The sequence below is a fragment of the Streptomyces sp. NPDC051315 genome (genome assembly GCF_044455165.1).
Taxonomy (GTDB): Bacteria; Actinomycetota; Actinomycetes; order Streptomycetales; family Streptomycetaceae; genus Streptomyces.
Genome location: NZ_JBITEN010000012.1, coordinates 200,139 through 224,250, shown reverse-complemented (window position 1 = coordinate 224,250; position 24,112 = coordinate 200,139). Strand labels below are relative to the sequence as shown.

The following is a 24,112-nucleotide window of genomic DNA, read 5'->3' as shown; positions in this document are numbered from 1 at the left end:
GCCGGGTGGGGGAGCTCCGTGTCGGAGCCGAGGAAGCAGGAAAGTCCCATGCGTGTTGGAAGTTTCGTGTTGGCGGCCCAGTTCCCTGGGCAGGGCCACGGGGAGGTGCTGCATCGAGCGGTCCGCTCCGCCGAGGTCGCCGAGGAGGCGGGGCTGGACTCGGTCTGGCTGGCCGAGCACCATTTCGTGCCGTACGGCACCTGCCCGTCCGCGGTCACCCTGGCCGCCCTGCTGCTGGGCCGCACCCGGCGCATCCGGGTCGGTACGGCGGTCAGCGTGCTGCCCACCGCGCACCCCGTCGCCCTCGGCGAACAGACCGCGCTGCTGCACCTGACGAGCGGCGGCCGCTTCACGCTGGGCGTGGGGCGCGGCGGCCCCTGGGTCGACCTCGAGGTGTTCGGCTCGGGGCTGGAGGCGTACGAGAAGGGGTTCCCGGAATCACTCGATCTGCTGGTGCGCTGGCTGCGCGAACCGTCCGTGGGCGCCGACGGTGAGCGCTTCCGCTTCCGCGAAGTCCCCGTCGTACCCAGGCCGTCGGAGGCCCTGGCGGAGACGGAGGGCCCGGAAGTGGTCGTCGCCTGCACCTCCCCGGCGAGCGTACGGCTGGCCGCCGAGCGCGGGCTGCCGATGCTGCTCGGGATGCACGTGGGGGACGAGGAGAAGGCCGAGATGGTCGCCCTGTGGCGACAGCACGCGCGCGCGGCCGGGCGGCCCGCGGACGAGATCCGTGCCGCGGGTCATGTCTCGGCGGGTGTCTGCCAGATCGCGGACCGGCGCACCGACGCGGTCGAGACGCTGGTGAAGGCGATGCCGGGCTGGCTGAAGCAGGGTCTCGACGCGCATGTGACGGTGGACGGCCGCGCCCGCGGCATGCGGGACCCGGTGGCGTACACCGAACTGCTCTGCGGGCTGCACCCGGTGGGCACCCCGCGGCTGTGCGCCGACCGCCTCGCGGCGACCAGCGAGCGGACCGGCATCTCACGCTTCGCCCTGCTCGTCGAGGGCTCCGGCGACCTGGCGGCCACGGAGGAGAACGTACGGCGGCTGGGCTCGGAGGTCCTCCCCCACCTCCGGTGAACGGCCCTGCCGGCCGGGGAGCTTGCCGCTCCGGTACGTGATGGCACCTCCCGTGTGAGGGAGCGGCAAGCAAGGCTCGCATTGCCTCAGCAGTCCCGGAACTCCGGAGACTGGTTGAGCACCTGACTGCGGACCGAGGTGAAACGGGCCAGCGTCTCGTCGACCGACGTGTCCAACGGGAACACCGCCACCCGGTGGCAGTTCTGGAAGGCCAGCCGCACGCCGAAGTGCCGCTGCAGGGCGCCGCGGATCGCGTCGCTCGCGAGGGCGCGCAGCAACTGCCCGCGTGCCTGCTCGTCCGGCGGGGGCGTCTGGTTGTCGGCGAACTGACCGCCGTCCACCTTCAGCTGGGCCACCAGGGAGCTGATCATCTCCCATGCGTAGGGCAGGGAGGTCCGGACGCAGTCGACGAATTCTGCTTCGTCGACCTCGCCTCGCTCGGCCTGTTCGAGTAGGGCCGGTGAGACGTCGAGCGACATGGGTTCTCCTCTCGCACCCCCGAAACGCAGGGGTTGCCGGACAGGGAAAAGGGAGTCCGCCATGCGGCAACCCCGAGCACGCTGAGTACACGCACCGCGACCTCCCGTTCTCTACCGTAGGCAACGGACCGTGACCGCACCAGGAGAATGGGCACATAGGGCGTGGGGGTTGGGCGCACTATCGGCCACCCTGGAACGCGTGTTTTCCCGATCAAAAGGTGCGGCCCCCGGGACGTGGCGGGACGGGCGCGGCGGGAGACAGGTGGGCGAATCGCGTGGCCCCCGTGGTGTCGAGTAGCGTTGCCGACCATGCGTCTCGTCATTGCCCGGTGCTCCGTGGACTACGCGGGCCGGCTCACCGCCCACCTCCCCTCCGCCCCCCGTCTCATCCTGGTGAAGGCGGACGGCAGCGTCTCCATCCACGCCGACGACCGGGCCTACAAGCCCCTGAACTGGATGTCGCCGCCCTGCACGCTCAAGGAGGGCACCGGCGAGGAGGAGGGCGTCTGGACCGTCGTCAACAAGGCGGGCGAGAAACTGATCATCACGATGGAGGAGGTCCTCCACGACTCCTCGCACGAACTCGGCGTCGACCCGGGCCTGATCAAGGACGGCGTGGAAGCGCACCTCCAGGAACTGCTCGCCGACCGCATCGAGACGCTCGGCGAGGGCTACACCCTGATCCGCCGCGAGTACATGACGGCCATCGGACCGGTCGACATCCTCTGCCGGGACGCCGAGGGCCGCACCGTCGCCGTCGAGATCAAGCGGCGCGGCGAGATCGACGGCGTGGAGCAACTCACCCGCTACCTGGAGCTGTTGAACCGCGACCCGCATCTGGCGCCGGTGCGCGGCATCTTCGCCGCCCAGGAGATCAAGCCGCAGGCCCGCGTCCTGGCCACGGACCGCGGCATCGGCTGCCAGGTCCTCGACTACGACGCCCTGCGCGGCATCGAGGACGACAAGCTGCGGCTGTTCTGAGCTGTCGGACGTCCTCGTCGTGAGGGCCGGGTCCGTGACGGACCCGGCCCTCAGCTGTGCCGCGGGCTCAGATCACCGGGTCCGAGGTCGCGGAGGAGCCCGACGCGCTCGGTGCACCGGCGCTGCTGCTCTGCGAGGCGACCGGTGAGGAGGCGGGGCCGCCGGCGGAGGTCGAGGTGGACGGGGAGTCGCTCGGGCTCGGCGGTGTCGTCGTGTCGGTCGGTGTCGACGACGGCGGGGTCGAGGAGGGACTCGACGACGTCGACGGCTTGGGCGACGTGGACGTGGAGGGCCTGGGACTCGTACTCGATGACGCCGACGCGGACGGCGCGGGGGACGACCCGTCATCGCCCGGTCCCTGCGTACCGCTCGGATCGTCCGAGGGCTCCGCCTCCCCCGTCGGCGTCGGGTCGTCCGACGTCCCCATCGTCCCGTCCGGCCCGGGGTCCGTGGGACCGCCGGCCGCCTCCCCCGCGTCCCCGGAGCCGGTGTCGTCGTCCGGGGTGTCCGCGCCGAGGCCGCCGTCGTCCACGCCCGTGCTGGCGGAGGGATTGAGGCCGCCCCGGTCGGAGGGGTCGGTGGCGTCGCTGTCGGAGGTCGCGCCGAGGGTGACCACCGTGCCGAGCACGGCCACGAGCAGGGCGCCCGCGCCGGCCGCCACGAGGTTGCGCTTGGCCAGGCCCCGCAGGCCGCCCCGGCCGCGGTGGGCCGGGTGCGGGGCGGACGGCCGGCCGGTGACGACGGTGGGACCGGTGGGCGGCGCCGACGGGAGCACCGCGGGAACGCCGCGCGGCGGTGAGGCGGGCTCCTCACGGCGGGTCGGGGCGGACTCCGCGCGGCGGGTGCCCGGCACCTCCTCGCCGGCCGTCGCCACCGCCAGACCGGGCACGTCACCGGAGCGGTCGGCGACCAGGGCGAGGGCGCGGCGGCCGGCGACGGTGCCCCGCTTGTCGGCGAGGGCGCCGCGCAGGCCGAGGGAGGCCTCCAGTTCGGAGCGGGCCCGGTCGAGTTGCCCGGCGCAGAGCGCGAGGACGCCCAGTTCGTGGTGGAAGTAGGCCCGGTCGGCGGACTGGCCGGCGAGGCGCGCGGCCTCGGCGCCCTCGTGCAGCGTCTGTTCCCAGGCGCTCCAGTGCAGTCCGGCGGCGAACGCGGGCGCAGCGGTGCGGGCCAGCTCCACCGCGGCGGCCTGTTCGCCCTCGGCGGGCGGCTCGGTGGCCGGGACGGTCACGGCGAGGGCGGCGAGGACGGCGTCGGCCTCCGCGCAGACCCGCTCGGGCGTGACCGAGGGGTGTCCGGTCCACCAGGCGTAGTGCTGGGCGGCGGTGTGGGCGCGGGCGGCGACGTCGTCGGCGTATCCGGCGGCCTCCAGCTGCGTCCGGACGCCGGCGGCGAGCCGGTAGCGGCTGCCGACCGGGGAGACGAGGCCGCAGGCGGCGAGTTCGCCGAGGGCGGCGTCGGCGTGGGTGTCGCCGACCAGGGCGGGCAGGTGGGCCTGGTGCGGGACCTCGCCGTCGAGGGCGACGGCGAAGCGCAGGGTGGCGCGGGCCGAGGCGCTGAGGCGGGCGGCGAGCAGCGGGGCGGGTGCGGCGGCCTCGCCCAGCGAGGGCAGGGGTATCTCCCCGGCCTCACCGGTGCCGGTGTCGAGGGGCGCGTCGAGCGGGCGGGCGTCCTGGAAGACGCCGAACTCGTCGACGGCGCCGGCGGTGGCGCGCAGCCGGTCGCGCTGGAGCAGGAGGGCGCCGGCCTGGACGAACCTCAGCGGCAGGCCCTCGGACTCGAACCAGAGGTCGCCGGCCCAGTTGGCCTCCTCCTCGGTGAGGACGCGGCCGACGGCCCGCTCGATCACCTCGACGCCGCCCGCGCGGTCGAGGCCGGTCAGGGCGACCTCCTCGACGGCGGAGTCGGCGGAGGGTGCCGGGGTGTCGGGGGTGGCGGAGAGCAGGAAGGCGCACTCGGGGGTGGCGTCCAGCAGCTCGTCGAGGGCGGCTCCGCCGAACTCCAGGTCGTCGACCACGACGACGGCGCCGATCTCGCCGACGAGGGCGCGCAGTTCGTCGTCCTCGGGGCGGTACAGGGGGGCGTCGTAGACGGTGTGGAAGAGGTCGTGCAGGAGGTCGGCCGTGGTGCGGCGGTGACCGGTGAGGCGGACGACGCCGTCGGGGGCGAGGTCGGCGCAGTCCTCGGCGACGACGTCGAGCAGGCTGGTGCGGCCCGAGCCGGCGGGGCCGGTGAGGCGGACGGAGCGGCCGCGGGCGAGCAGGCGCACCAGTCGTTCGCGCTCGTCGTGGCGGCCCAGGAGCGGCTGCGCGGGCTGGGCGGGCCCGGCCGGGACGGGCGGCCTGGCCGCGCGGTCGGCCTCGGCGCGCGCCTGGGGTGTCCGCTTGGCGGGCCGGTCGGGCCGCTCGGTGGGCGGGCACAGCTCGATCTCGCTGCCGTCGACGGGGTTGACCGTGAGGAGGTGTTCTCCACAGACGAGTCGCACGGTGCGGGCGAGGGCCGGCGTGTGGGCGAAGTCGGGTGTCAGCGGGTCCCTGGAGGGGCGCGGGCGCGGCGCGTGGCCGTCGCCGTCGCCGTCATGGCCGTACTCCTCGGGTCCCCGGTGCATCGGGTCCATGGGTTCAAGCCCCCCAAAAGCGTCGTGTGGCGGTAGCCCCTCCCGGCCTTGCTGCACACTTCGCTGTCGCTTCTGGTCCGGTGCCCGCTCGAGGGTTGCGGGCGGCGGGCAGACGAACCGTAAACCTTCGCACAGTGTCTACGACAGTCCGGGGTGCTGCGCCGTCCGAGACGTCACGGTCCGGTGAGGATTGCGCGGCTGCACGTTTCTCCGCGAGTCCCCGGCTCTTCGGGTCTCACACCCTGGGCAGCGACTCCACGCCGATGCCGCCCTCGATGGCGAGGATCCGGTGCAGGCGGGTGGCCACCAGCAGGCGCTGCATCTGGGGCGGTACGCCGCGCAGGACCAGACGACGGCCGCAGCGGCCGGCCCGGCGGTGGACGCCCATGATGACGCCGAGGCCGGTGGCGTCCCAGGAGTCCAGCTCGGACAGGTCGAGCACCAGGTCGCCGTCGCCGTCGTCCACCGCCGTGTGCAGGACCGTACGGGCGTCCGCCGCGCTGCGGACGTCGAGGCGGCCCCCGACGACCAGCTCGACGTGGTCGCCCCTGATGTACATAGCGCTCCCCTAAGCGTGCGTCTTGTGCTCCGCGGTGTGGTGTCCGGTGTTGCCTCCTCTGACTGCGTGAAGCGGTCGGAGGTTGCCGTCTGTGAGCGAACCGATACCGAATTCACTCGCAGGGGTGAGGCCTCTGGGGCGTGTGCGGTTTCGGTGCTTGCAGAAGCCCTGCCCGCTCGTGCGTCCGGTCTTACCGCTGTCAGCCGTCCGGCGCACCGGTCGCCCCACTCCTCGCTCTCGGCCGGACACTAGCGGGCGTGAGGGGCTGTGTGACCGGTTAGTAACGCGTTTCACGTCTCAGCGCGTGAGACGCCGGTCACGTCGCCAATTCCTGCCGGATTCGCGCCGATTGACCCCCTACCGACCGGCAGTGACGAAGGGAACGGAACGGATCCCGGGGAACGGTCTAGATTGGCCGCATGGTCAATCTGACGCGCATCTACACCAGGACCGGCGACCAGGGCACCACGGCCCTCGGGGACATGAGCCGGGTCGCCAAGACCGACCTGCGGATCGCCGCGTACGCGGACGCGAACGAGGCGAACGCGGTGATCGGTACGGCGATCGCGCTGGGCGGTCTGGACGAGGAGATCGTCAGGGTCCTCACCCGCGTGCAGAACGACCTGTTCGACGTGGGCGCGGACCTGTCCACGCCGGTGGCGGAGAACCCGGAGTTCCCGCCGCTGCGGGTGGAGCAGTTCTACGTCGACAAGCTGGAGGCCGACTGCGACCGCTTCAACGCGGAGCTGGAGAAGCTGCGGTCCTTCATCCTGCCCGGCGGTACGCCCGGCGCGGCCCTGCTGCACCAGGCGTGCACGGTCGTCCGGCGCGCCGAGCGCTCGACGTGGGCCGCGCTGGAGGTGCACGGCGAGGTGATGAACCCGCTGACCGCGACCTACCTCAACCGGCTGTCGGACCTGCTGTTCATCCTGGCCCGGACCGCCAACAAGGCCGTGGGCGACGTCCTGTGGGTTCCGGGCGGGGAGCGCGGCTAGCGGCTGCCGGCAGGGTCCTCCCCGCCCGGCTCACCGCCGGGCACCTTCCTTCCGCGCCGTGGACCCGGACGAACGGGCGGACGAGGGCGGCGCCGGCTCGGTGGCCGCCGGGGCCTTGCGGGGCCAGATCGTGTACGACAGGGCGATCAGGCCGTAGATGCCGACCGTGCGCAGGGCCACCCACTGGAACTCGCGCAGCGAGCCGACGTCGCCGGAGTCGCCGACGTACCAGATGGCGAGCTGGAGCAGGGTCAGGGCGACGGCGCCCGCGAGTACGGCCCGCAGCCACAGTTTCGCCTCGTGGCGGGCGCGGGCGCGGCCGTAACGCGGCGGCTTCGGCGGGGGCGGGCCGCCACCCAGGCGGTGGGCGGCGTGGCCGTCCAGCCAGCGGATGGTGTAGTGGCCGAAGGCCACGGTGTAGCCGATGTACAGCGCCGCCAGGCCGTGTTCCCAGCCGGGCTCGGCACCGTTGCGCAGATCGACGGCCGTCGCCACGAACAGGACCAGTTCCAGCACCGGCTCGCACAGCAGCAGCACCACGCTGGTACGGCGCCACTTCAGCAGGTAGCGGACGGCCAGGCCCAGCGCCAGCAGCACCCAGAAGCCGATCTCGCAGGCGGCGATCAACCAGACGATCATGGTTCGCTCCTCTCGCTCACCGTTCCAGACTCGCGGTGCGACGGGCGGTCCGCGTCGTCGGCGGTGACGAACCCGCGGTACATCGAAAGATGCAGTTCGCGACCCTCCCCGGGTATCAGGCGACGGAGGCGGCCGCCGTGTTGGATGGGGACATGGCCGTACGACTGCCCCGACCGCACCGCTTCGACGTGTGCGTCGCCGTCACCGGACTGCTCTGCGGTGCGCTGCTGTGGGCGCTCGGCCTGTACACCAACTCCGGGCGGGCGGTCCCCGGGGCGTGGGTGCTGGTGCCGCTCGCCGTGATGTCCGCGCTGGAGCTGCTGCGCCGGACCCGGCCCCAGGCGGCGGTGTGCGTCGGGACCGTCGCGCTGGTCGCCGACCAGTTCACCCGCGGCAGCATCGTCACGGTCACGATGTACACGGACCTGATGTACGCGGCCGCCCTGTACGGCACCCCGGCCGCCGCACGTCGGCTGCCCGTCACCACGGGCCTGGTCACGGTGGCGGTGACCATCGGGTTCGTGGCCTGGTGGCAGGTGCCCGAGGCGCTGCTGATCGGCTTCGTGACGGGCGTGGTGTCCTTCGCCCCCGCCGCCACCGGGGCGTTGGTCCGCTACCACCGGGACGCGGCCGACACGGCCCGGCTGCGGGCCGAGCAGACCGCGCTCCTCGCCGAGCTGGACCGCTCCCAGGCGGTCGTCGCCGAACGCGCCCGGATGGCCCGCGAGCTGCACGACATGGTCGCCAACCACCTCTCCGCGATCGCCATCCACTCCACGGCCGCCCTCTCCCTCGACGACCCGAGGACGTCCCGGGAGGCCCTCGGCGTGATCCGCGAGAACAGCGTCGAGGGGCTGGCGGAGATGCGGCGGCTGATCGGCATCCTGCGGGACAGCAGCGGTGACGTGGAGCCGGCCGCGGCTCCCACGCTCGACGGCCTCGACTCCCTGGTCGAGGGCGCCCGCGGCAACGGCCTGGACGTCACCCTCGACACCGACCACGACCGGATCCCCACCCCCGTCGAGCTCGCGGCGTACCGGATCGTGCAGGAGTCCCTCACCAACGCCCTCAAGCACGCCTGCCCGGGCCGCGTCACGGTGCGCCTGGCCCAGCGGAACGGCTCGCTCACCGTCGAGGTGACCAGCCCCTACGGCGACCGGGACGGGCCGCGTGCCCCCGGTTCGGGCGCCGGTCTGATCGGGATGCGGGAGCGGACGGAGCTGCTGGGCGGCGACTTCGCGGCCGGCCCCGAGTCCTCGGCCGACGGCACGACCTGGACCGTACGCGCCGTTCTGCCCCTGACCGAAGGAGATTCCGCATGATCCGCGTCCTGGTCGCCGAGGACCAGTCCGCCGTCCGCGCCGGGCTGGTCCTCATCCTGCGCAGCGCGCCCGACATCGAGGTGGTGGGCGAGGCGGCGGACGGGGAGCAGGCGGTGGCGCTGGCCCGGGAGCTGCGGCCGGACGTGGTGCTGATGGACGTTCAGATGCCGCGTCTTGACGGGGTGTCGGCGACCCGGGAGGTGGTCGGGGAGGGCCTCGCGGACGTCCTCGTCCTGACCACCTTCGACCTCGACGAGTACGTGTTCGGGGCGCTGCGGGCGGGGGCGGCGGGGTTCCTGCTGAAGAACACCGAGGCCCGCGACCTCCTCACGGCCGTGCGGACCGTGGCGCGCGGGGAGGGCATCGTCGCCCCGGCCGTCACCCGCCGTCTCCTCGCCGAGTTCGCGGCCCGGCCCGCGCGGGAGCCGAAGGCCGACCCGGCGGTTCTGCAATCGCTGACCCGGCGCGAGCGCGAGGTCCTGTCGTGTCTGGGCCAGGGCCTGTCCAACGCGGGGATCGGCGAACGTCTGGACATGGCCGAGGCGACGGTGAAGACGCACGTCAGCCGTCTGCTGGGGAAGCTGGAGCTGCGCAGCCGGGTCCAAGCGGCCGTACTCGCGCAGGAGTTGGGGATCTAGCCGGGTGGGAACAGGGCGAACGGGCCTACTGGTCCAGACCTATTGACCCGTGGTCCAGACCTTTCTATTCTCGCGGCACCGTGGGTGTGAAGGCTCAGTCACGCCCCCCAACCCCCGCTCCTGAAAAGAGGAGGCGCACCATGCGCTTCAGACACAGAGCCGCGGCAGGGTTCGCGACCCTGTTGCTCCCGTTCGCCGGACTGGTCGGCCTCGCGAGCCCCGCCCAGGCCGCGACCTCGGCCACGGCCACCTACGCCGAACCCCAGGACTGGGGCACCGGCTTCGAGGGCAAGTGGACGGTGAAGAACACCGGCACCACCACCCTCACGTCCTGGACCGTCGAGTGGGACTTCCCCTCCGGCACGTCCGTCGCCTCCGCCTGGGACGCCGACGTCACCTCCTCCGGCACCCACTGGACCGCCAAGAACAAGTCCTGGAACGGCACCCTGGCCCCCGGCGCCTCCGTCTCCTTCGGCTTCAACGGTTCCGGCTCCGGCTCCCCGTCCAACTGCAAGCTCAACGGCGGCAGCTGCGACGGCACCTCCGTTCCCGGCGACGCGGCCCCCTCCGCGCCGGGCACCCCCACCGCCTCCGACATCACCAACACCTCGGTGAAGCTGGCCTGGAGCGCCGCCACCGACGACAAGGGCGTCAAGAACTACGACGTCCTGCGCGACGGCGCCAAGGTCGCCACGGTGACCACCACCTCGTACACGGACACCGGCCTGACCGCAGGGACCGACTACTCCTACAGCGTCCAGGCCCGGGACACCGCCGACCAGACCGGCCCGGCCAGCGGCGCGCGCGCCGTGCGCACCACCGGCGGCACCACCGAACCCCCGCCCACCGGCTCCAAGGTCAAGCTGGGCTACTTCACCGAGTGGGGCGTCTACGGCCGCAACTACCACGTCAAGAACCTGGTGACCTCCGGCTCGGCCGCGAAGATCACCCACATCAACTACGCGTTCGGCAACGTCAAGAACGGCCAGTGCGTCGTCGACGACACCTTCGCCGCGTACGAGAAGGCCTACACCGCCGACCAGTCCGTCAGCGGCACCGCCGACACCTGGGACCAGCCGCTGCGCGGCAACTTCAACCAGTTGCGCCAGCTGAAGGCCAAGTACCCGCACATCAAGGTGCTGTACTCCTTCGGCGGCTGGACCTACTCGGGCGGCTTCGCGCAGGCCGCGGCCAACGCCGCCGCGTTCGCCAAGTCCTGCAAGGCCGTCGTGGAGGACCCGCGCTGGGCCGACGTCTTCGACGGCATCGACATCGACTGGGAGTACCCGAACGCCTGCGGCCTGACCTGCGACACCTCCGGCCCGGCCGCGTTCAGGACCCTGTCCCAGGCGCTGCGCGCCGAGTTCGGCCAGAACTACCTGGTCACCGCCGCCATCACCGCCGACGGCTCCTCCGGCGGCAAGCTCGACGCGGCCGACTACGGCGGCGCCTCCCAGTACCTCGACTGGTACAACGTGATGACGTACGACTACTTCGGCGCCTTCGACAAGGACGGCCCGACCGCCCCGCACTCGCCGCTCACCTCGTACCCCGGCATCCCGGCCGCCGGCTTCAACTCCGCCGACGCGATCGCGAAGCTCAAGGCGAAGGGCGTCCCGTCCGCCAAGCTGCTGCTCGGCATCGGCTTCTACGGCCGCGGCTGGACCGGCGTCACCCAGTCCGCCCCCGGCGGCGCGGCGACCGGCGCGGCCCCCGGCACGTACGAGGCGGGCATCGAGGACTACAAGGTCCTCAAGACGTCCTGCCCGGTCACCGGCACCATCGCCGGCACGGCGTACGCGCACTGCGGCACCAACTGGTGGTCCTACGACACCCCGTCCACCATCGCCGGGAAGATGACCTGGGCCAAGAACCAGGGCCTGGGCGGCGCCTTCTTCTGGGAGTTCAGCGGTGACACCGCGAACGGCGAGCTGGTGAGCGCCATCAACAGCGGACTGTCGTAACCCTTTTCGAAGGCCTAGGCGACGTTGACGCGCTGACCGGGCGGGGCTGCCTCCAGCCACGCGAGGAAACCGGTCAGCGCGTCTTCGCTCATGGCGAGCTCCAGTCGCGTGCCCCGGTGCAGACAGGCGAGGATCACCGCGTCGGACAGCAGCGCCAGCTCCTCCTCGCCCTCGGGCAGGCGGCGGCCGGCCACCTCGATCGAGGCGCGCTCGAGGACGCGGCGCGGACGGTAGGCGTAGGAGAAGACGCGGTACCACTCGATGCGGTCGCCGTTGTAGCGGGCGACACCGTAACTCCAGCCCTTGCCGGAGGTGTCCGGTTTCTCGGACACGTCCCAGCGCAGCGAACAGTCGAAGGTGCCACCGGAGCGCTGGATGAGTCTGCGGCGCAGGCCGAAGACGAACAGCCCCAGTACCACCAGGGCCACGACGATTCCGCACACAGTCAGAGCGAGGACCATCGACACCGACCTCCTCGTCTCCTAGGTACCTTCAATTCAGGTAACGGAACGGAAAAAACATCCAAATCTGCCTCAGCCGCGGCCGGCTCCGGATCGCTCCGGTGCCGGCCGCGGCTGAGTGACGTCATCACACGGCGAGCTGGGTCAGCTCGCCGCCGCCGCACGCAGTCGTACGTCCGCGCGGCGCTCGGCGGTGGCGTCGCCCTCCGCCTTCGCGCGCTCCAGCTCGCGCTCCGCGCGCTGGACGTCGATCTCGTCCGACAGCTCGGCGATCTCGGCCAGCAGCGACAGCTTGTTGTCCGCGAACGAGATGAAACCGCCGTGCACCGCGGCGACGACCGTCCCACCATCACTCGTACGGATGGTCACCGGGCCCGACTCCAGCACACCGAGCAGCGGCTGGTGACCGGGCATGACGCCGATGTCGCCGGACGTGGTGCGCGCGACGACCAGGGTGGCCTCGCCGGACCAGACCTCTCGGTCGGCCGCGACCAGCGCGACGTGCAGCTCAGCAGCCAAGGTGGCTCCTCGGGTCACCACCCGGCGGGTCTGCCGGGTGTTGGTTACAAGTCTAGTAGGCGTGACAGAGGGGGCGGGACGAACCCCGCCCCCTCAGGTGTGAGCACACGGCTCACTCAGAGCTCAGGGCTCAGGAGACGCCCAGCTCCTTCGCGTTCTTCTTCAGGTCCTCGAGACCACCGCACATGAAGAACGCCTGCTCCGGGAAGTGGTCGTACTCGCCGTCGCAGATCGCGTTGAAGGCCGCGATCGACTCGTCCAGCGGGACGTCCGACCCGTCGACGCCGGTGAACTGCTTGGCGACGTGGGTGTTCTGGGACAGGAAGCGCTCCACGCGACGGGCACGGTGGACGACGAGCTTGTCCTCCTCGCCCAGCTCGTCGATACCGAGGATCGCGATGATGTCCTGGAGGTCCTTGTACTTCTGCAGGATCGTCTTGACGCGCATGGCGGCGTCGTAGTGGTCCTGCGCGATGTAGCGCGGGTCCAGGATGCGGGACGTGGAGTCCAGCGGGTCCACGGCCGGGTAGATGCCCTTCTCGGAGATCGGACGGGAGAGAACCGTCGTCGCGTCGAGGTGGGCGAAGGTGGTGGCCGGGGCCGGGTCGGTCAGGTCGTCCGCGGGGACGTAGATCGCCTGCATCGAGGTGATCGAGTGACCGCGGGTCGAGGTGATGCGCTCCTGGAGGAGACCCATCTCGTCGGCCAGGTTCGGCTGGTAGCCCACCGCGGAGGGCATACGGCCGAGCAGGGTCGACACCTCGGAACCGGCCTGCGTGAAGCGGAAGATGTTGTCGATGAAGAACAGCACGTCCTGCTTCTGGACGTCACGGAAGTACTCGGCCATGGTGAGGCCGGCCAGCGCGACGCGCAGACGGGTGCCCGGGGGCTCGTCCATCTGACCGAAGACCAGGGCGGTCTTGTCGATGACGCCCGAGTCCGACATCTCCTCGATGAGGTCGTTGCCCTCACGGGTGCGCTCACCGACACCGGCGAACACGGAGACACCGTCGTGGTTGTTGGCGACGCGGTAGATCATCTCCTGGATGAGCACCGTCTTGCCGACGCCGGCACCACCGAACAGACCGATCTTGCCGCCCTTGACGTACGGGGTCAGCAGGTCGATGACCTTGACGCCGGTCTCGAACATCTCGGTCTTCGACTCGAGCTCGTCGAAGTTCGGCGCCTTGCGGTGGATGGACCAGCGCTCGCCGTCGTAGGACTCGTCGACGTTCAGCACCTCACCGAGGGTGTTGAACACCTTGCCCTTGGTGAAGTCGCCGACCGGGACGGTGATGCCCGTGCCGGTGTCGGTGACGGCGGCCTGGCGGACCAGACCGTCGGTCGGCTGCATGGAGATGGTGCGGACCAGGCCGTCACCCAGGTGCTGGGCGACCTCCAGGGTCAGGGTCTTCTTCTCGCCCGCGTTCGCCGGGTCGGCGACCTCGACGTGGAGGGCGTTGTAGATCTCCGGCATCGCGTCGACGGGGAACTCCACGTCGACGACCGGGCCGATGACCCGGGCGACGCGGCCCGTAGCCGTCGCGGTCTCAACAGTGGTGGTCATTAGCGGTCACTCCCCGCGGTCGCGTCGGCCAGGGCGCTCGCGCCACCGACGATCTCGCTGATTTCCTGGGTGATTTCGGCCTGGCGGGCCGCGTTGGCAAGCCGGGACAGCGTCTCGATGAGCTCTCCGGCGTTGTCGGTGGCCGACTTCATCGCGCGCCGCGTGGCGGCGTGCTTGGAAGCGGCCGACTGGAGGAGCGCGTTGTAGACGCGGCTCTCCACATAGCGGGGCAGCAGGGCGTCGAGGACGTCCTCCGCCGAGGGCTCGAAGTCGTACAGCGGAAGGATCTCGCCCTTCGGTGCCGACTCCTTCGCGACCTCGTCGAGGCTGAGCGGCAGCAGACGGTCGTCGAGCGCCGTCTGCGTCATCATCGAGACGAACTCGGTGAAGACGATGTGGATCTCGTCCACGCCGCCCGCGGCCGTGTCCTTCTCGATGGCCTCGATCAGAGGAGCCGCGACCTTCTTGGCGTCCGCGTACGACGGCTCGTCGGTGAAGCCCGTCCACGACTCCGCGACCTTGCGCTCACGGAAGTTGTAGTGGGCCAGACCGCGCCGGCCGACGATGTACGTGTCGACCTGCTTGCCCTCGGACTCGAGGCGCGCCGTCAGCTGCTCCGCGGCCTTGATGGCGTTGGAGTTGAAGGCACCGGCGAGACCACGGTCGCTCGTCAGGAGCAGCACCGCGGACCGCGTGACCGTCTCGGCCTGCGTGGTCAGCGGGTGCTTGGTGTTCGAACCGGTACCGACCGCCGTGACCGCGCGGGTGAGCTCGGTCGCGTACGGCGTGGAGGCCGCCACCTTGCGCTGCGCCTTGACGACGCGCGAGGCGGCGATCATCTCCATCGCCTTCGTGATCTTCTTGGTCGCGGTGACGGATCGGATGCGACGCTTGTAGACCCGGAGCTGGGCTCCCATGAGTCAGGTCCCTTCCTTACGTCACTTGGCGGCGGACGAAGCGTCCTCGCCGAGCAGCTTGCCGTCCGAGGTCTCGAACTGCTTCTTGAACTCGGCGATGGCGTCGTCGATCGCCTGGATGGTGTCGTCCGACATCTTCGCGCCCTCCTTGATGGAGGTCATGAGGCCCTGCTCCTTGCGGTGCAGGTACTCCAGGAGCTCCTTCTCGAAGCGGCGGATGTCCCCGACCGGGACCTCGTCCATCTTGCCGTTGGTGCCGGCCCAGATGGAGACGACCTGGTCCTCGGTGGCCATCGGCTGGTACTGAGCCTGCTTCAGCAGCTCGACCATGCGCGCTCCACGCTCCAGCTGCGCCTTCGACGCGGCGTCCAGGTCGGAACCGAAGGCGGCGAACGCCTCCAGCTCACGGAACTGGGCGAGGTCGACGCGGAGACGGCCGGAGACCTGGCGCATCGCCTTGTGCTGCGCGGAACCACCGACTCGGGAGACGGAGATACCGACGTTCAGCGCGGGACGCTGACCGGCGTTGAACAGGTCCGACTCCAGGAAGCACTGGCCGTCGGTGATGGAGATGACGTTGGTCGGGATGAACGCCGAGACGTCGTTGGCCTTGGTCTCGACGATCGGCAGACCGGTCATCGAACCGGCACCCATGTCGTCGGAGAGCTTCGCGCAGCGCTCCAGCAGACGGGAGTGCAGGTAGAAGACGTCACCCGGGTAGGCCTCACGGCCCGGCGGGCGGCGCAGCAGCAGCGACACGGCGCGGTAGGCGTCGGCCTGCTTCGACAGGTCGTCGAAGATGATCAGGACGTGCTTGCCCTCGTACATCCACTGCTGACCGATGGCCGAACCGGTGTACGGCGCCAGGTACTTGAAGCCGGCCGGGTCGGACGCCGGGGCGGCGACGATGGTCGTGTACTCCAGCGCGCCGTTCTCCTCCAGCGCGCGGCGGACCGACGCGATGGTCGAGCCCTTCTGGCCGATGGCGACGTAGATGCAGCGGACCTGCTTCTTCGGGTCGCCCGTGCGCCAGTTGTCGCGCTGGTTGATGATCGTGTCGACGGCCAGGGCGGTCTTGCCGGTCTGGCGGTCACCGATGATCAGCTGGCGCTGGCCACGGCCGATCGGGGTCATCGCGTCGACGGCCTTGTAGCCGGTCTCCATCGGCTCGTGCACCGACTTGCGCTGCATGACCGTGGGGGCCTGCAGCTCGAGGGCGCGGCGGCCGGACGTCTCGATCTCGCCGAGGCCGTCGATCGGGTTGCCGAGCGGGTCGACGACGCGGCCGAGGTAACCCTCGCCCACCGCGACGGAGAGGACCTCACCGGTACGGGTGACCGGCTGACCCTCCTCGATACCGCTGAACTCGCCGAGGACGACGGCACCGATCTCGCGCTCTTCCAGGTTCAGCGCGAGACCGAGAGAGCCGTCCTCGAACTTCAGCAGCTCGTTCGCCATGGCCGAGGGCAGACCCTCGATCTTGGCGATACCGTCGCCGGCGACGGTGACCGTACCGACCTCCTCGCGCGAGGCCGCGTCCGGCTTGTACGACTGGACGAAGTTCTCCAGCGCGTCCCGGATCTCCTCCGGCCGGATCGTGAGCTCCGCCATCTGGGTTCCCTGCTCTCCTTGTTGGGCCCGAAGTTTCTTTGGGGGTCTGGGGGCGACCCCCAGGAATCCTCTGCACGGCCCAACCAGGGCCGTAAGCACTACTGCGTGTTCAGTTGCTGCTAGCTCGCCATGCGGCGGGCGGCGTCCTCGATGCGGTCCGCGAGGGAGCCGTTGATCACCTCGTCGCCGACCTGCACCCGGATCCCGCCGAGGACCTCGGGGTCCACGTCGAGGTTGAGGTGCATCTGACGGCCGTAGAGCTTCGCGAGGGCTGCGCCGAGGCGCTGCTTCTGCGCGTCGCTCAGCGGTACCGCGGACGTGACGACGGCCACGACGCGGTCCCGGCGCTCGGCGGCGAGCTTGGACAGGGACTCGAGTCCCGTCTCCAGGCTACGTCCCCGCGGCGCGGTCACGAGGCGCGTCACCAGACGCTCGGTGGCCGCGTCGGCCCGGCCGCCGAGCAGGCTGCGCAGCAGCTCGCTCTTGGCCGAGGCGGTGGCCTTCCGGTCGGTCAGGGCGGCGCGCAGCTCGGTGTTCGAGGAGACGATCCGACCGAAGCGGAACAGCTCGTCCTCGACGTCGTCGAGCGTGCCGGCCTTCTGCGCGGCGGTCAGGTCGGCGGTGTTCGCCAGCACCTCGAGCGCGTCCACCAGGTCGCGGGACTGCGACCAGCGGGAGCGCACCAGGCCGGAGACCAGATCGGCGGTGGTACCGCTGACCTGGCTGCCGAGCAGGCGCTGGGCCAGCTCGGCCTTGGCCTCGCCGGCCTGCGCCGGGTCGGTGAGGACCCGACGCAGCGACACCTCGCGGTCGAGCAGCGCGGTGACGGCCGCCAGCTCGGCGGCGAGCTGCGCCGCGTCCACGGACGTGGAGTCCGTCAGCGCGTCGAGACGCTCGCGTGCGGCTGCCAGGGCCTCGCGGCTCGCTCCGTTCATCGCGCGGCCTCGGCCTTCTCCTCGAGCTCGTCGAGGAAGCGGTCGATGACGCGGCTCTGCCGGGCGTGGTCCTCGAGGGACTCGCCGACGAGCTTGCCGGCCAGCTCGGTGGCGAGCTTGCCGACGTCCTGACGCAGCGCGGACGCTGCGGCCTTGCGGTCGGCCTCGATCTGGGTGTGACCGGCGGCGACGATCTCCTCGCGCTGCCGCTGGCCTTCCGCACGCATCTCGGCGATGAGCGCGGCGCCCTGCTCCTGCGCCTCCTGGCGCAGACGCGCGGCCTCGTGGCGGGCCTCGGCGAGCTGAGCCTTGTACTGCTCAAGAACGCTCTGGGCCTCGGTCTGCGCGGCCTCGGCCTTCTCGATACCGCCCTCGATGGCCTCGCGGCGCTCTTCCAGAACCTTGTTGATGTTCGGGAGGAGCTTCTTGGCGAGGAAGCCGAAGACGATGACGAAGGCGATCAGGCCGATCACGAGCTCCGGAATCGGCGGGATGAGGGGGTTCTCGGCCTCCTCAGCCGCCAGCTGAACCAGGGGGCTCATATCAGTGCCTTTCGTCGAAAGGGGCGGTCCGACGGTTCAGGTCAGGCGCTCGGGTAAACGAACGGCATGACCAGACCGATCAGGGCCAGCGCCTCACAGAAGGCGAAGCCCAGGATCTGGTTGGCGCGGATCAGGCCGGCCGCCTCGGGCTGGCGGGCGAGCGCCTGCGTGCCGTTACCGAAGATGATGCCGACGCCGACGCCCGGGCCGATCGCGGCGAGGCCGTAACCGATCGAGCCGAGGTTGCCCTTGATCTCGACGCCGGCGGCAAGGGTCTGGAGAGCGGACATGCCGGTTCTTCCTTCTCTTTCAATGACCGGTGGGGGTTGGCCACCGGATGTCTGGGTGGGTGTGCGGGGGCTCAGTGGTGCTCGGCGAGCGCGCCCTGGATGAAGCTGCAGGTCAGCAGGACGAAGACGTAGGCCTGGACCGCCTGGATGAAGAGCTCGAAGGCCGTCATCACGATGACCATGACGAACGAGACGGCGGAGTAGGCGATGCCGATGCCGTTCAGCATGTACCAGCTGGCGATCGTGAAGAGCAGCAGCAGGGTGTGACCGGCGAACATGTTCGCGAAGAGTCGGACGGCGTGGGTGAAGGGCCGCACGAGGAGGTTCGAGAACAGCTCGATCGTCATGGACAGCGGGAGCACCGCGCCCAGCGACTTGTCGTAGCCGGTGAAGTTCTTGAGGGCGCCGACGAAGCCGTGCCGCTTGAAGGTCAGGCCGACCCACAGGAAGTAGACGATGGCGGCCAGGACGGCGGGGTACGAGATGATCGCGGTGACCGGGAACTGGGCGATCGGGATGATCGACCACAGGTTCATGATCCAGACGAAGAAGAAGAGCGAGACGACGAGCGGGACGTACTTCTCGCCTTCCTTCTTGCCGATGGTCTCGTAGACGACACCGCGCCGGACGAAGTCGTAACCGGCCTCGGCGACCATCTGGAGCTTGCCGGGGACGACCTTCGGCTTGGCGAAGGCGGCCCAGAAGAAGCCGACGATGATGATCGAGCCGAGCAGCGCCAGCAGCATCGTCTTGTTGAAGTACAGGTTGCTGTCGGCGTCGCCCCAGAGCGGCTCGAACAGGAACGAGTGCAGGCCCGGAGCCGGGAAGCCACAACCGTCGAACAGGTGGCAGTCGGTCTCGAAGGCGAGCACCTGCGTCGGGTCAGCACTCACCGCGGGCTCCTTCATCGTGGCGCATAGGTACGGCAACCTCGTTGTGTCGGCGCGGCGTACGGCCGCGATTCGGCACGGGACTGGTGTTACGGATGTGGGGGCGGCGTGGGGGCATCTCGCCTCGCGTGTGAGCAGGCGTCAGCTCGGATGCCCGCGCCCGCGATGCCGCAGTTGGCACCGGACGATAGCAGGATCTCTCAGGCGTCTTTATCCCGGCCCTACCCCTCACGACGAGTGCCCCGTCTTTTCGGGCTTGCCGCCCGCAGAGGAGCTTGTCGAGTCGGGTTCGACGTAGAGGACCTTGGCCTTCATGTGGGCTCGCGTCTGCGCGGCGATCCAGGCGAGGGTGCCGGCGACGAGCGAGACGGCGAAGGCGCGGGGGTTGAACAGCGTCGTGTTCTTGAACGCGGCCATGAAGATGAACAGCAGCAGGATCTGCGCCGCGTACAGCATCAGGCCCATGGCCTGGAACAGCTGCGGAAGCGATTTGGCGGTGCGCTGCAGGACGTAGAGGCCGAGCCCCATGAACAGGATGACCACCACGGTCGCGACGACGGCTCCGATCGCTCCCTTGCCGCCGGCGACCACACCGCTGACGACGGCTGCGATCGCGCCGACGGCAGCCGTGGGCACGGCGGCCTGGGCCAGGATCCGGACGTCATTGGACGGCATGGCGGCAACTCCGCTTTCAAAGGGGGGCAGGGGTGTCGTCATGGACGAGCGTAGTCCCGGTCCGAGGGGGGTGAAGACCTCACACCTTCGGACCGTCGCACTACGGTCCTTCGGCTCCATCCGGGGTTCTCGTGAACCGTATCACAAACTATTTGATGAGGTCTTTACCTGATGGGTGTGCTTGCTGTCACACATGAGAGTGACAGTGCGCGTCTGTGCAGAAACAGCGCCCACTTGTCTGGTATTGGGCGCTTTGCCATCCCGGGACTTCCCCACGACTTGGCAATGCTCTCGTCAGATTCTTACCTTGCCGTGCCCGACGTCGAGCGTGGGGCCGGGCGCGAAGCCGTACGCGAACGAGCGCCCACGGCGGTCGCCCCGTTGACTCCCGAGACGCCGATGGCGACCGGGGTGCGCGGTTCCGGCTGCTCCTGCGACGGGCACTCCTGCGCGGACGCGCCGCTCGCCGCCGTCTCCGGCAGGACCTTGCGGCGTCGGTAGCGCGGCGGCACGAAGGCCTCGGCCCAGCGCGGGGCCCGCGGGGTGAAGCGCGGCAGCAGGAGCAGCACGAGCCCGATCGCGCTGAGGATCACGACGCCGAGGACGATCCACATGGACGCCGAGTTGACCGAGTAGGTCAGCGCGCCGAACGCGATCAGCGCCGACCAGAAGTACATGATCAGCACCGCGCGGCTGTGCGAGTGGCCGATCTCCAGCAGCCGGTGGTGCAGGTGCCCGCGGTCCGCGGCGAACGGCGACTGACCGCGCCAGGTGCGGCGCACGATCGCCAGGATGAGGTCGGCGGCCGGGATCGCGATGATGGTCAGCGGGAGCAGCAGCGGGATGTAGACGGGCACCGTCTGGTGCACGGTGTTGCGCTCCGAACCGGAGAACAGGTTCATCACGTCCGGGTCGACCTGGCCGGTGACGGAGATCGCCCCCGCCGCCAGCACCAGCCCGATCAGCATCGAGCCGGAGTCGCCCATGAAGATCCGCGCCGGGTGCATGTTGTGCGGCAGGAAGCCCAGGCACATGCCCATCAGGATCGCCGCGAACAGGGTGGCCGGGGCGGCGGCCTCGATGCCGTACGAGTACCAGATGCGGTAGGCGTACATGAAGAACGCGGCCGAGGCGATGCACACCATGCCTGCGGCGAGGCCGTCGAGGCCGTCGACGAAGTTGACCGCGTTGATGGTGATGACGACCAGCGCCACCGTCAGCAGGGTGCCCTGCCACTGGGTCAGCGCGACCGTGCCGACGCCCGGGATCGGCAGCCACAGGATCGTCAGACCCTGCATGACCATCACACCGGCCGCGATCATCTGGGCACCCAGCTTGATCAGGGCGTCGATCTCGAACTTGTCGTCGAGGACGCCGATCAGCCAGATCAGCGCGGCCCCGGAGAGCAGCGCGCGTGGCTCGTTCGACTTCTCGAAGACCTCGTTGAGGTTGGTGAGGTGGTCGGCGACCAGCAGGCCCGCGCACAGGCCGAAGAACATGGCGATCCCGCCGAGCCGCGGAGTGGGTTCCCGGTGCACGTCACGGGCCCTGATCTCCGGCATCGCCCCGGCCACGATCGCGAACTTCCGTACCGGCCCTGTCAGCAGATACGTCACCGCGGCCGTGATGCAGAGCGTCAGCAGGTATTCACGCACAGGCTTCCCCACAGGTCTCGCTGGCCATCTCAGCCCCACACCCTAGCGACGGCGGCATATGGTTGGGGACTTCCGGGTAGCCACGATGGTTGCATGAGCGGCTGTGTACGGGCCGCGCCCACCCCCCGTTCAGCCGGGATACGGCGGAAATCCCCGCACCAGCTCCCGCACGTCCTCACGCGCCGCCCTGCCCTCGACCTCGTCCCGCAGCACGCCCGCCATCAGCTTCGCGATCCGCGTCATCTCCTCCTCCCCCATGCCCTGTGTGGTGACCGCGGCCGTGCCCAGGCGCAGTCCGCGGGCGTCGGTGTGCGGCAGCGCGCAGCAGTCCAGCACCACCCCCGCGGCCGCGAGCCGGCCGCGCGCGGTGCGCCCGTCGACGCCGAGCGGCGCCGGGTCGGCGGTGATGAGGTGCGTGTCGGTGCCCCCGGTGGTGACGGCGAACCCCTCCGTCTCCAGCCTTGCCGCGAGAACCCTCGCGTTGGCGACCACCTGATGGGCGTACGCGGCGAACGCCGGTGTTGCCGCCTCGCCGAACGCGACCGCCTTCGCGGCGATGGTGTGCATCTGGGCCCCGCCCTGGGTGAAGGGGTAGACGGCCCGGTCCACCCGCTCCGCCAGTTCGGCACCACAGAGGATCATCCCGCCGCGCGGCCCGCGCAGCACCTTGTGCGTGGTGGCGCAGACGATGTCGGCGTACGGCACCGGGGAGGGCGCCGCTCCCCCGGCGACGAGCCCGATCGGGTGGGCGGCGTCGGCGATGAGGTAGGCGCCGACCTCGTCGGCCACCTCCCGGAAGAAGGCGTAGTCGAGGTGGCGCGGGTAGGCGATGGACCCGCACACGATCGCCTTGGGCCGGTGGCCGCGGGCCAGCGTGCGCACCTGCTCGTGGTCGACGAGCCCGGTCTCGGCGTCCACCCCGTAGGGCACGAAGTCGAACCAGCGGCCGGAGAAGTTGGCGGGCGAACCGTGCGTGAGGTGGCCGCCGTAGGGCAGCCCGAGGGCCAGCACGGTGTCACCGGGCCGCAGCAGCGCCGCGTACGCGGCGAGCACGGCCGACGATCCCGAGTGCGCCTGCACATTGGCGTGCTCGGCCCCGAACAGCGCCTCGGCGCGCTCCACGGCGAGGCGCTCGGCCACGTCGACGATCTCGCATCCGCCGTGGTGACGGGCGCCCGGATACCCCTCCGCGTACTTGTTGGCGAGCGGCGAGCCGAGCGCGGCCAGCACGGCCGGCGAGGTGAAGTTCTCGGCGGCGATCAGCTGCAGCGCCGACGCCTGCCGCTCCCGTTCCCCGAGCAGGATCTCGGCGAGCTCGGGGTCCTGCCGCTGCAGGACGTCGGCCTCGGTGGCATGGGTGACCGGCATGGTGGACTCCGGGCGTCGACGGTGACGTGAGTCCAATGTAGGCCCGGGACACCCGGGCCGCCCGGTGTCGGCAGGGCCGAAAGTGACGGACTACATCCGCGCGGGCACACCCGTGAGCGCCGTGACGACAGGATCCAGCGCCTGGTGTATCTCGTCCCCGATCGACCGGAAGAACGGCAGGGGCGCCCCGTACGGGTCGTACACCTCGTCCGCCTCCGCGGTCGGCGCCAGGAGCCACCCGCGTAGCGCCGCCGCCGCGCGGACCAGGGCGCGGGCGCGCATCACCACGCCGTCCTCCAGCGGGGGCAGCGTCGCCGGGTCGATGGCGTTGACCAGGCGGGTGAACTCCTTCAGGGTGAAGGTGCGCAGGCCCGCCGAGTGGCCCATGGAGATGACCTGGGCGCGGTGGTCACGGGTGGCCGTCAGGACCAGGTCGGCCCGGATGACGTGCTCGTCGAGGAGCTCACGGCCGGTGAAGCCGGAGGCGTCCGCGCCGAAGTCGGCCAGCACGGTCTCCGCGTTGGCCTCCATGGGCGCGCCCTCGTGGCCCCAGGTGCCCGCGCTCTCCACGATCAGCCCGCCGCCCAGCACCCCGAGCCGCTGGGACACGAAGTGCCGGGTCAGCCGCTCGGTGATCGGCGAGCGGCAGACGTTGCCGGTGCTGACGTGGAGGATGCGGAAGGTGTCGCGCGGAAACCCGAACGTCGTCGTCTCCTCCGCGATGCGTTCCCCGTTGCCTATGCCACGCCCCGCGTCAGGGGCTGTCAATTCGCCACCTCGAGGTCGGGTACGACCTTACGCAGCTCGTCCGCGGAGATGGCGCCCGCGCGCAGCAGCAGGGGCACGTCGCCGCTGACGTCGACGATCGAGGACGGGACGTTGCCGGGGGTGGGCCCGCCGTCCAGGTACACGGAGACGGAGTCGCCGAGCATCTCCTGGGCGGAGTCGCAGTTCTCCGGCGCGGGGTGGCCCGTCAGGTTCGCCGACGAGACGGCCATGGGGCCGACCTCGGTCAGCAGCTCGATGGCGACCGGGTGCAGCGGCATACGCACCGCCACCGTGCCGCGGGTGTCGCCCAGGTCCCACTGGAGGGACGGCTGGTGCTTGGCGACGAGCGTGAGCGCGCCCGGCCAGAAGGCGTCGACCAGCTCCCAGGCCAGCTCGGAGAAGTCCGTGACGAGGCCGTGCAGGGTGTTGGGGGAGCCGATGAGGACGGGGGTGGGCATGTTGCGGCCCCGGCCCTTGGCCTCCAGCAGGTCGCCGACGGCCTCCTTGGAGAACGCGTCGGCGCCGATGCCGTACACCGTGTCGGTGGGGAGGACCACCAGCTCGCCTCGGCGGACGGCGGACGCGGCCTCGCGCAGACCCGTCACCCGGTCGGTCGCGTCGTTGGTGTCGTATCGCCGTGCCATAT

Annotated in this window: 24 protein-coding genes; 6 read left to right on the top strand and 18 right to left on the bottom strand. The window is 70.7% G+C overall.

Going from position 1 to position 24,112, the window contains the following annotated elements:
- The first annotated feature begins 48 nt into the window (after positions 1 to 48).
- Positions 49 to 1,077: an LLM class flavin-dependent oxidoreductase gene (locus ACIBBD_RS23795; RefSeq protein WP_399421491.1), complete on the top strand. Its 1,029-nt coding sequence runs from the start codon at positions 49 to 51 to the stop codon at positions 1,075 to 1,077.
- An 86-nt stretch (positions 1,078 to 1,163) separates the two neighbouring features.
- Here ACIBBD_RS23795 and ACIBBD_RS23790 read toward each other — a convergent pair whose 3' ends face one another.
- Entirely contained in the window at positions 1,164 to 1,556 is a 393-nt protein-coding gene (locus tag ACIBBD_RS23790; RefSeq protein WP_365464067.1) for an SCO5389 family protein, read from the bottom strand.
- A gap of 309 nt (positions 1,557 to 1,865) precedes the next feature.
- On the opposite strand from ACIBBD_RS23790, the gene nucS reads away from it, so the two are divergent.
- Positions 1,866 to 2,537 carry an endonuclease NucS gene (gene nucS / locus ACIBBD_RS23785; protein ID WP_026084867.1) on the top strand — a complete coding sequence of 224 codons (672 nt, stop codon included), beginning with the start codon at positions 1,866 to 1,868 and terminating at the stop codon, positions 2,535 to 2,537.
- Positions 2,538 to 2,604: 67 nt separating this feature from the next.
- Here nucS and ACIBBD_RS23780 read toward each other — a convergent pair whose 3' ends face one another.
- Complete coding sequence (locus ACIBBD_RS23780) at positions 2,605 to 5,151, bottom strand: ATP-binding protein (protein WP_399421490.1); 2,547 nt, start codon at positions 5,149 to 5,151, stop codon at positions 2,605 to 2,607.
- 235 nt (positions 5,152 to 5,386) lie between these two features.
- Positions 5,387 to 5,710, bottom strand: a complete 324-nt coding sequence (locus ACIBBD_RS23775) for an STAS domain-containing protein (protein ID WP_399421489.1) — start codon at positions 5,708 to 5,710, stop codon at positions 5,387 to 5,389.
- A 419-nt stretch (positions 5,711 to 6,129) separates the two neighbouring features.
- Between ACIBBD_RS23775 and ACIBBD_RS23770 the strand changes: the two genes are divergently transcribed.
- On the top strand, positions 6,130 to 6,705 hold the full coding sequence (locus ACIBBD_RS23770; protein ID WP_399421488.1) for a cob(I)yrinic acid a,c-diamide adenosyltransferase: 576 nt from the start codon (positions 6,130 to 6,132) through the stop codon (positions 6,703 to 6,705).
- Positions 6,706 to 6,735: 30 nt separating this feature from the next.
- Here ACIBBD_RS23770 and ACIBBD_RS23765 read toward each other — a convergent pair whose 3' ends face one another.
- Positions 6,736 to 7,344: a hypothetical protein gene (locus ACIBBD_RS23765; RefSeq protein ID WP_399421487.1), complete on the bottom strand. Its 609-nt coding sequence runs from the start codon at positions 7,342 to 7,344 to the stop codon at positions 6,736 to 6,738.
- Between the two features lie 152 nt (positions 7,345 to 7,496).
- Here ACIBBD_RS23765 and ACIBBD_RS23760 point away from each other — a divergent pair, with 152 nt between their 5' ends.
- From ACIBBD_RS23760 to ACIBBD_RS23750, 3 genes are all read left to right on the top strand, one after another.
- Positions 7,497 to 8,666, top strand: a complete 1,170-nt coding sequence (locus tag ACIBBD_RS23760; RefSeq protein WP_399421486.1) for a sensor histidine kinase — start codon at positions 7,497 to 7,499, stop codon at positions 8,664 to 8,666.
- Complete coding sequence (locus ACIBBD_RS23755; RefSeq protein ID WP_399421485.1) at positions 8,663 to 9,304, top strand: response regulator; 642 nt, start codon at positions 8,663 to 8,665, stop codon at positions 9,302 to 9,304. The genes ACIBBD_RS23760 and ACIBBD_RS23755 overlap by 4 nt, the downstream gene beginning before the upstream one ends.
- A 140-nt stretch (positions 9,305 to 9,444) precedes the next feature.
- Positions 9,445 to 11,268, top strand: a complete 1,824-nt coding sequence (locus ACIBBD_RS23750; protein WP_399421484.1) for a glycosyl hydrolase family 18 protein — start codon at positions 9,445 to 9,447, stop codon at positions 11,266 to 11,268.
- A gap of 14 nt (positions 11,269 to 11,282) precedes the next feature.
- On the opposite strand, the gene ACIBBD_RS23745 is transcribed toward ACIBBD_RS23750, so the two are convergent.
- From ACIBBD_RS23745 to ACIBBD_RS23680, 14 genes are all read right to left on the bottom strand, one after another.
- A complete protein-coding gene (locus ACIBBD_RS23745; protein ID WP_399421483.1) occupies positions 11,283 to 11,729 on the bottom strand; it encodes a DUF2550 domain-containing protein in 447 nt (148 codons plus the stop codon).
- Positions 11,730 to 11,873: 144 nt separating this feature from the next.
- Complete coding sequence (locus ACIBBD_RS23740; protein WP_189942660.1) at positions 11,874 to 12,248, bottom strand: F0F1 ATP synthase subunit epsilon; 375 nt, start codon at positions 12,246 to 12,248, stop codon at positions 11,874 to 11,876.
- 130 nt (positions 12,249 to 12,378) lie between these two features.
- On the bottom strand, positions 12,379 to 13,815 hold the full coding sequence (gene atpD, locus ACIBBD_RS23735; RefSeq protein ID WP_399421482.1) for a F0F1 ATP synthase subunit beta: 1,437 nt from the start codon (positions 13,813 to 13,815) through the stop codon (positions 12,379 to 12,381).
- Positions 13,815 to 14,732, bottom strand: a complete 918-nt coding sequence (locus ACIBBD_RS23730; protein WP_399421481.1) for a F0F1 ATP synthase subunit gamma — start codon at positions 14,730 to 14,732, stop codon at positions 13,815 to 13,817. The genes atpD and ACIBBD_RS23730 overlap by 1 nt, the downstream gene beginning before the upstream one ends.
- A 21-nt stretch (positions 14,733 to 14,753) precedes the next feature.
- Complete coding sequence (gene atpA / locus ACIBBD_RS23725) at positions 14,754 to 16,343, bottom strand: F0F1 ATP synthase subunit alpha (RefSeq protein ID WP_399421480.1); 1,590 nt, start codon at positions 16,341 to 16,343, stop codon at positions 14,754 to 14,756.
- 119 nt (positions 16,344 to 16,462) lie between these two features.
- Positions 16,463 to 17,278, bottom strand: a complete 816-nt coding sequence (locus ACIBBD_RS23720; protein WP_399421479.1) for a F0F1 ATP synthase subunit delta — start codon at positions 17,276 to 17,278, stop codon at positions 16,463 to 16,465.
- Positions 17,275 to 17,820, bottom strand: coding sequence for a F0F1 ATP synthase subunit B (locus ACIBBD_RS23715; protein ID WP_189942655.1), 546 nt, complete (start codon positions 17,818 to 17,820; stop codon positions 17,275 to 17,277). Before ACIBBD_RS23715 ends, ACIBBD_RS23720 begins: the two co-directional genes overlap by 4 nt.
- A gap of 41 nt (positions 17,821 to 17,861) precedes the next feature.
- Positions 17,862 to 18,110, bottom strand: a complete 249-nt coding sequence (locus tag ACIBBD_RS23710; RefSeq protein ID WP_010357477.1) for an ATP synthase subunit C — start codon at positions 18,108 to 18,110, stop codon at positions 17,862 to 17,864.
- 71 nt (positions 18,111 to 18,181) lie between these two features.
- Entirely contained in the window at positions 18,182 to 19,018 is an 837-nt protein-coding gene (gene atpB, locus ACIBBD_RS23705) for a F0F1 ATP synthase subunit A (protein WP_399421478.1), read from the bottom strand.
- Between the two features lie 210 nt (positions 19,019 to 19,228).
- Positions 19,229 to 19,675, bottom strand: coding sequence for a hypothetical protein (locus ACIBBD_RS23700; protein WP_399421477.1), 447 nt, complete (start codon positions 19,673 to 19,675; stop codon positions 19,229 to 19,231).
- Between the two features lie 302 nt (positions 19,676 to 19,977).
- Positions 19,978 to 21,330 (bottom strand): undecaprenyl/decaprenyl-phosphate alpha-N-acetylglucosaminyl 1-phosphate transferase, encoded by a 1,353-nt coding sequence (locus ACIBBD_RS23695; RefSeq protein WP_399421476.1) that lies wholly within the window; start codon positions 21,328 to 21,330, stop codon positions 19,978 to 19,980.
- Between the two features lie 129 nt (positions 21,331 to 21,459).
- A complete protein-coding gene (glyA, locus tag ACIBBD_RS23690; RefSeq protein WP_399421475.1) occupies positions 21,460 to 22,698 on the bottom strand; it encodes a serine hydroxymethyltransferase in 1,239 nt (412 codons plus the stop codon).
- Between the two features lie 90 nt (positions 22,699 to 22,788).
- Positions 22,789 to 23,466 carry a protein-tyrosine-phosphatase gene (locus ACIBBD_RS23685; RefSeq protein ID WP_399421474.1) on the bottom strand — a complete coding sequence of 226 codons (678 nt, stop codon included), beginning with the start codon at positions 23,464 to 23,466 and terminating at the stop codon, positions 22,789 to 22,791.
- The gene (locus tag ACIBBD_RS23680) at positions 23,463 to 24,110 is read right to left on the bottom strand and encodes an L-threonylcarbamoyladenylate synthase (RefSeq protein ID WP_399421472.1); all 648 of its coding nucleotides are present in this window, start codon (positions 24,108 to 24,110) and stop codon (positions 23,463 to 23,465) included. The genes ACIBBD_RS23685 and ACIBBD_RS23680 overlap by 4 nt, the downstream gene beginning before the upstream one ends.
- Between the last annotated feature and the right edge of the window lie 2 nt (positions 24,111 to 24,112).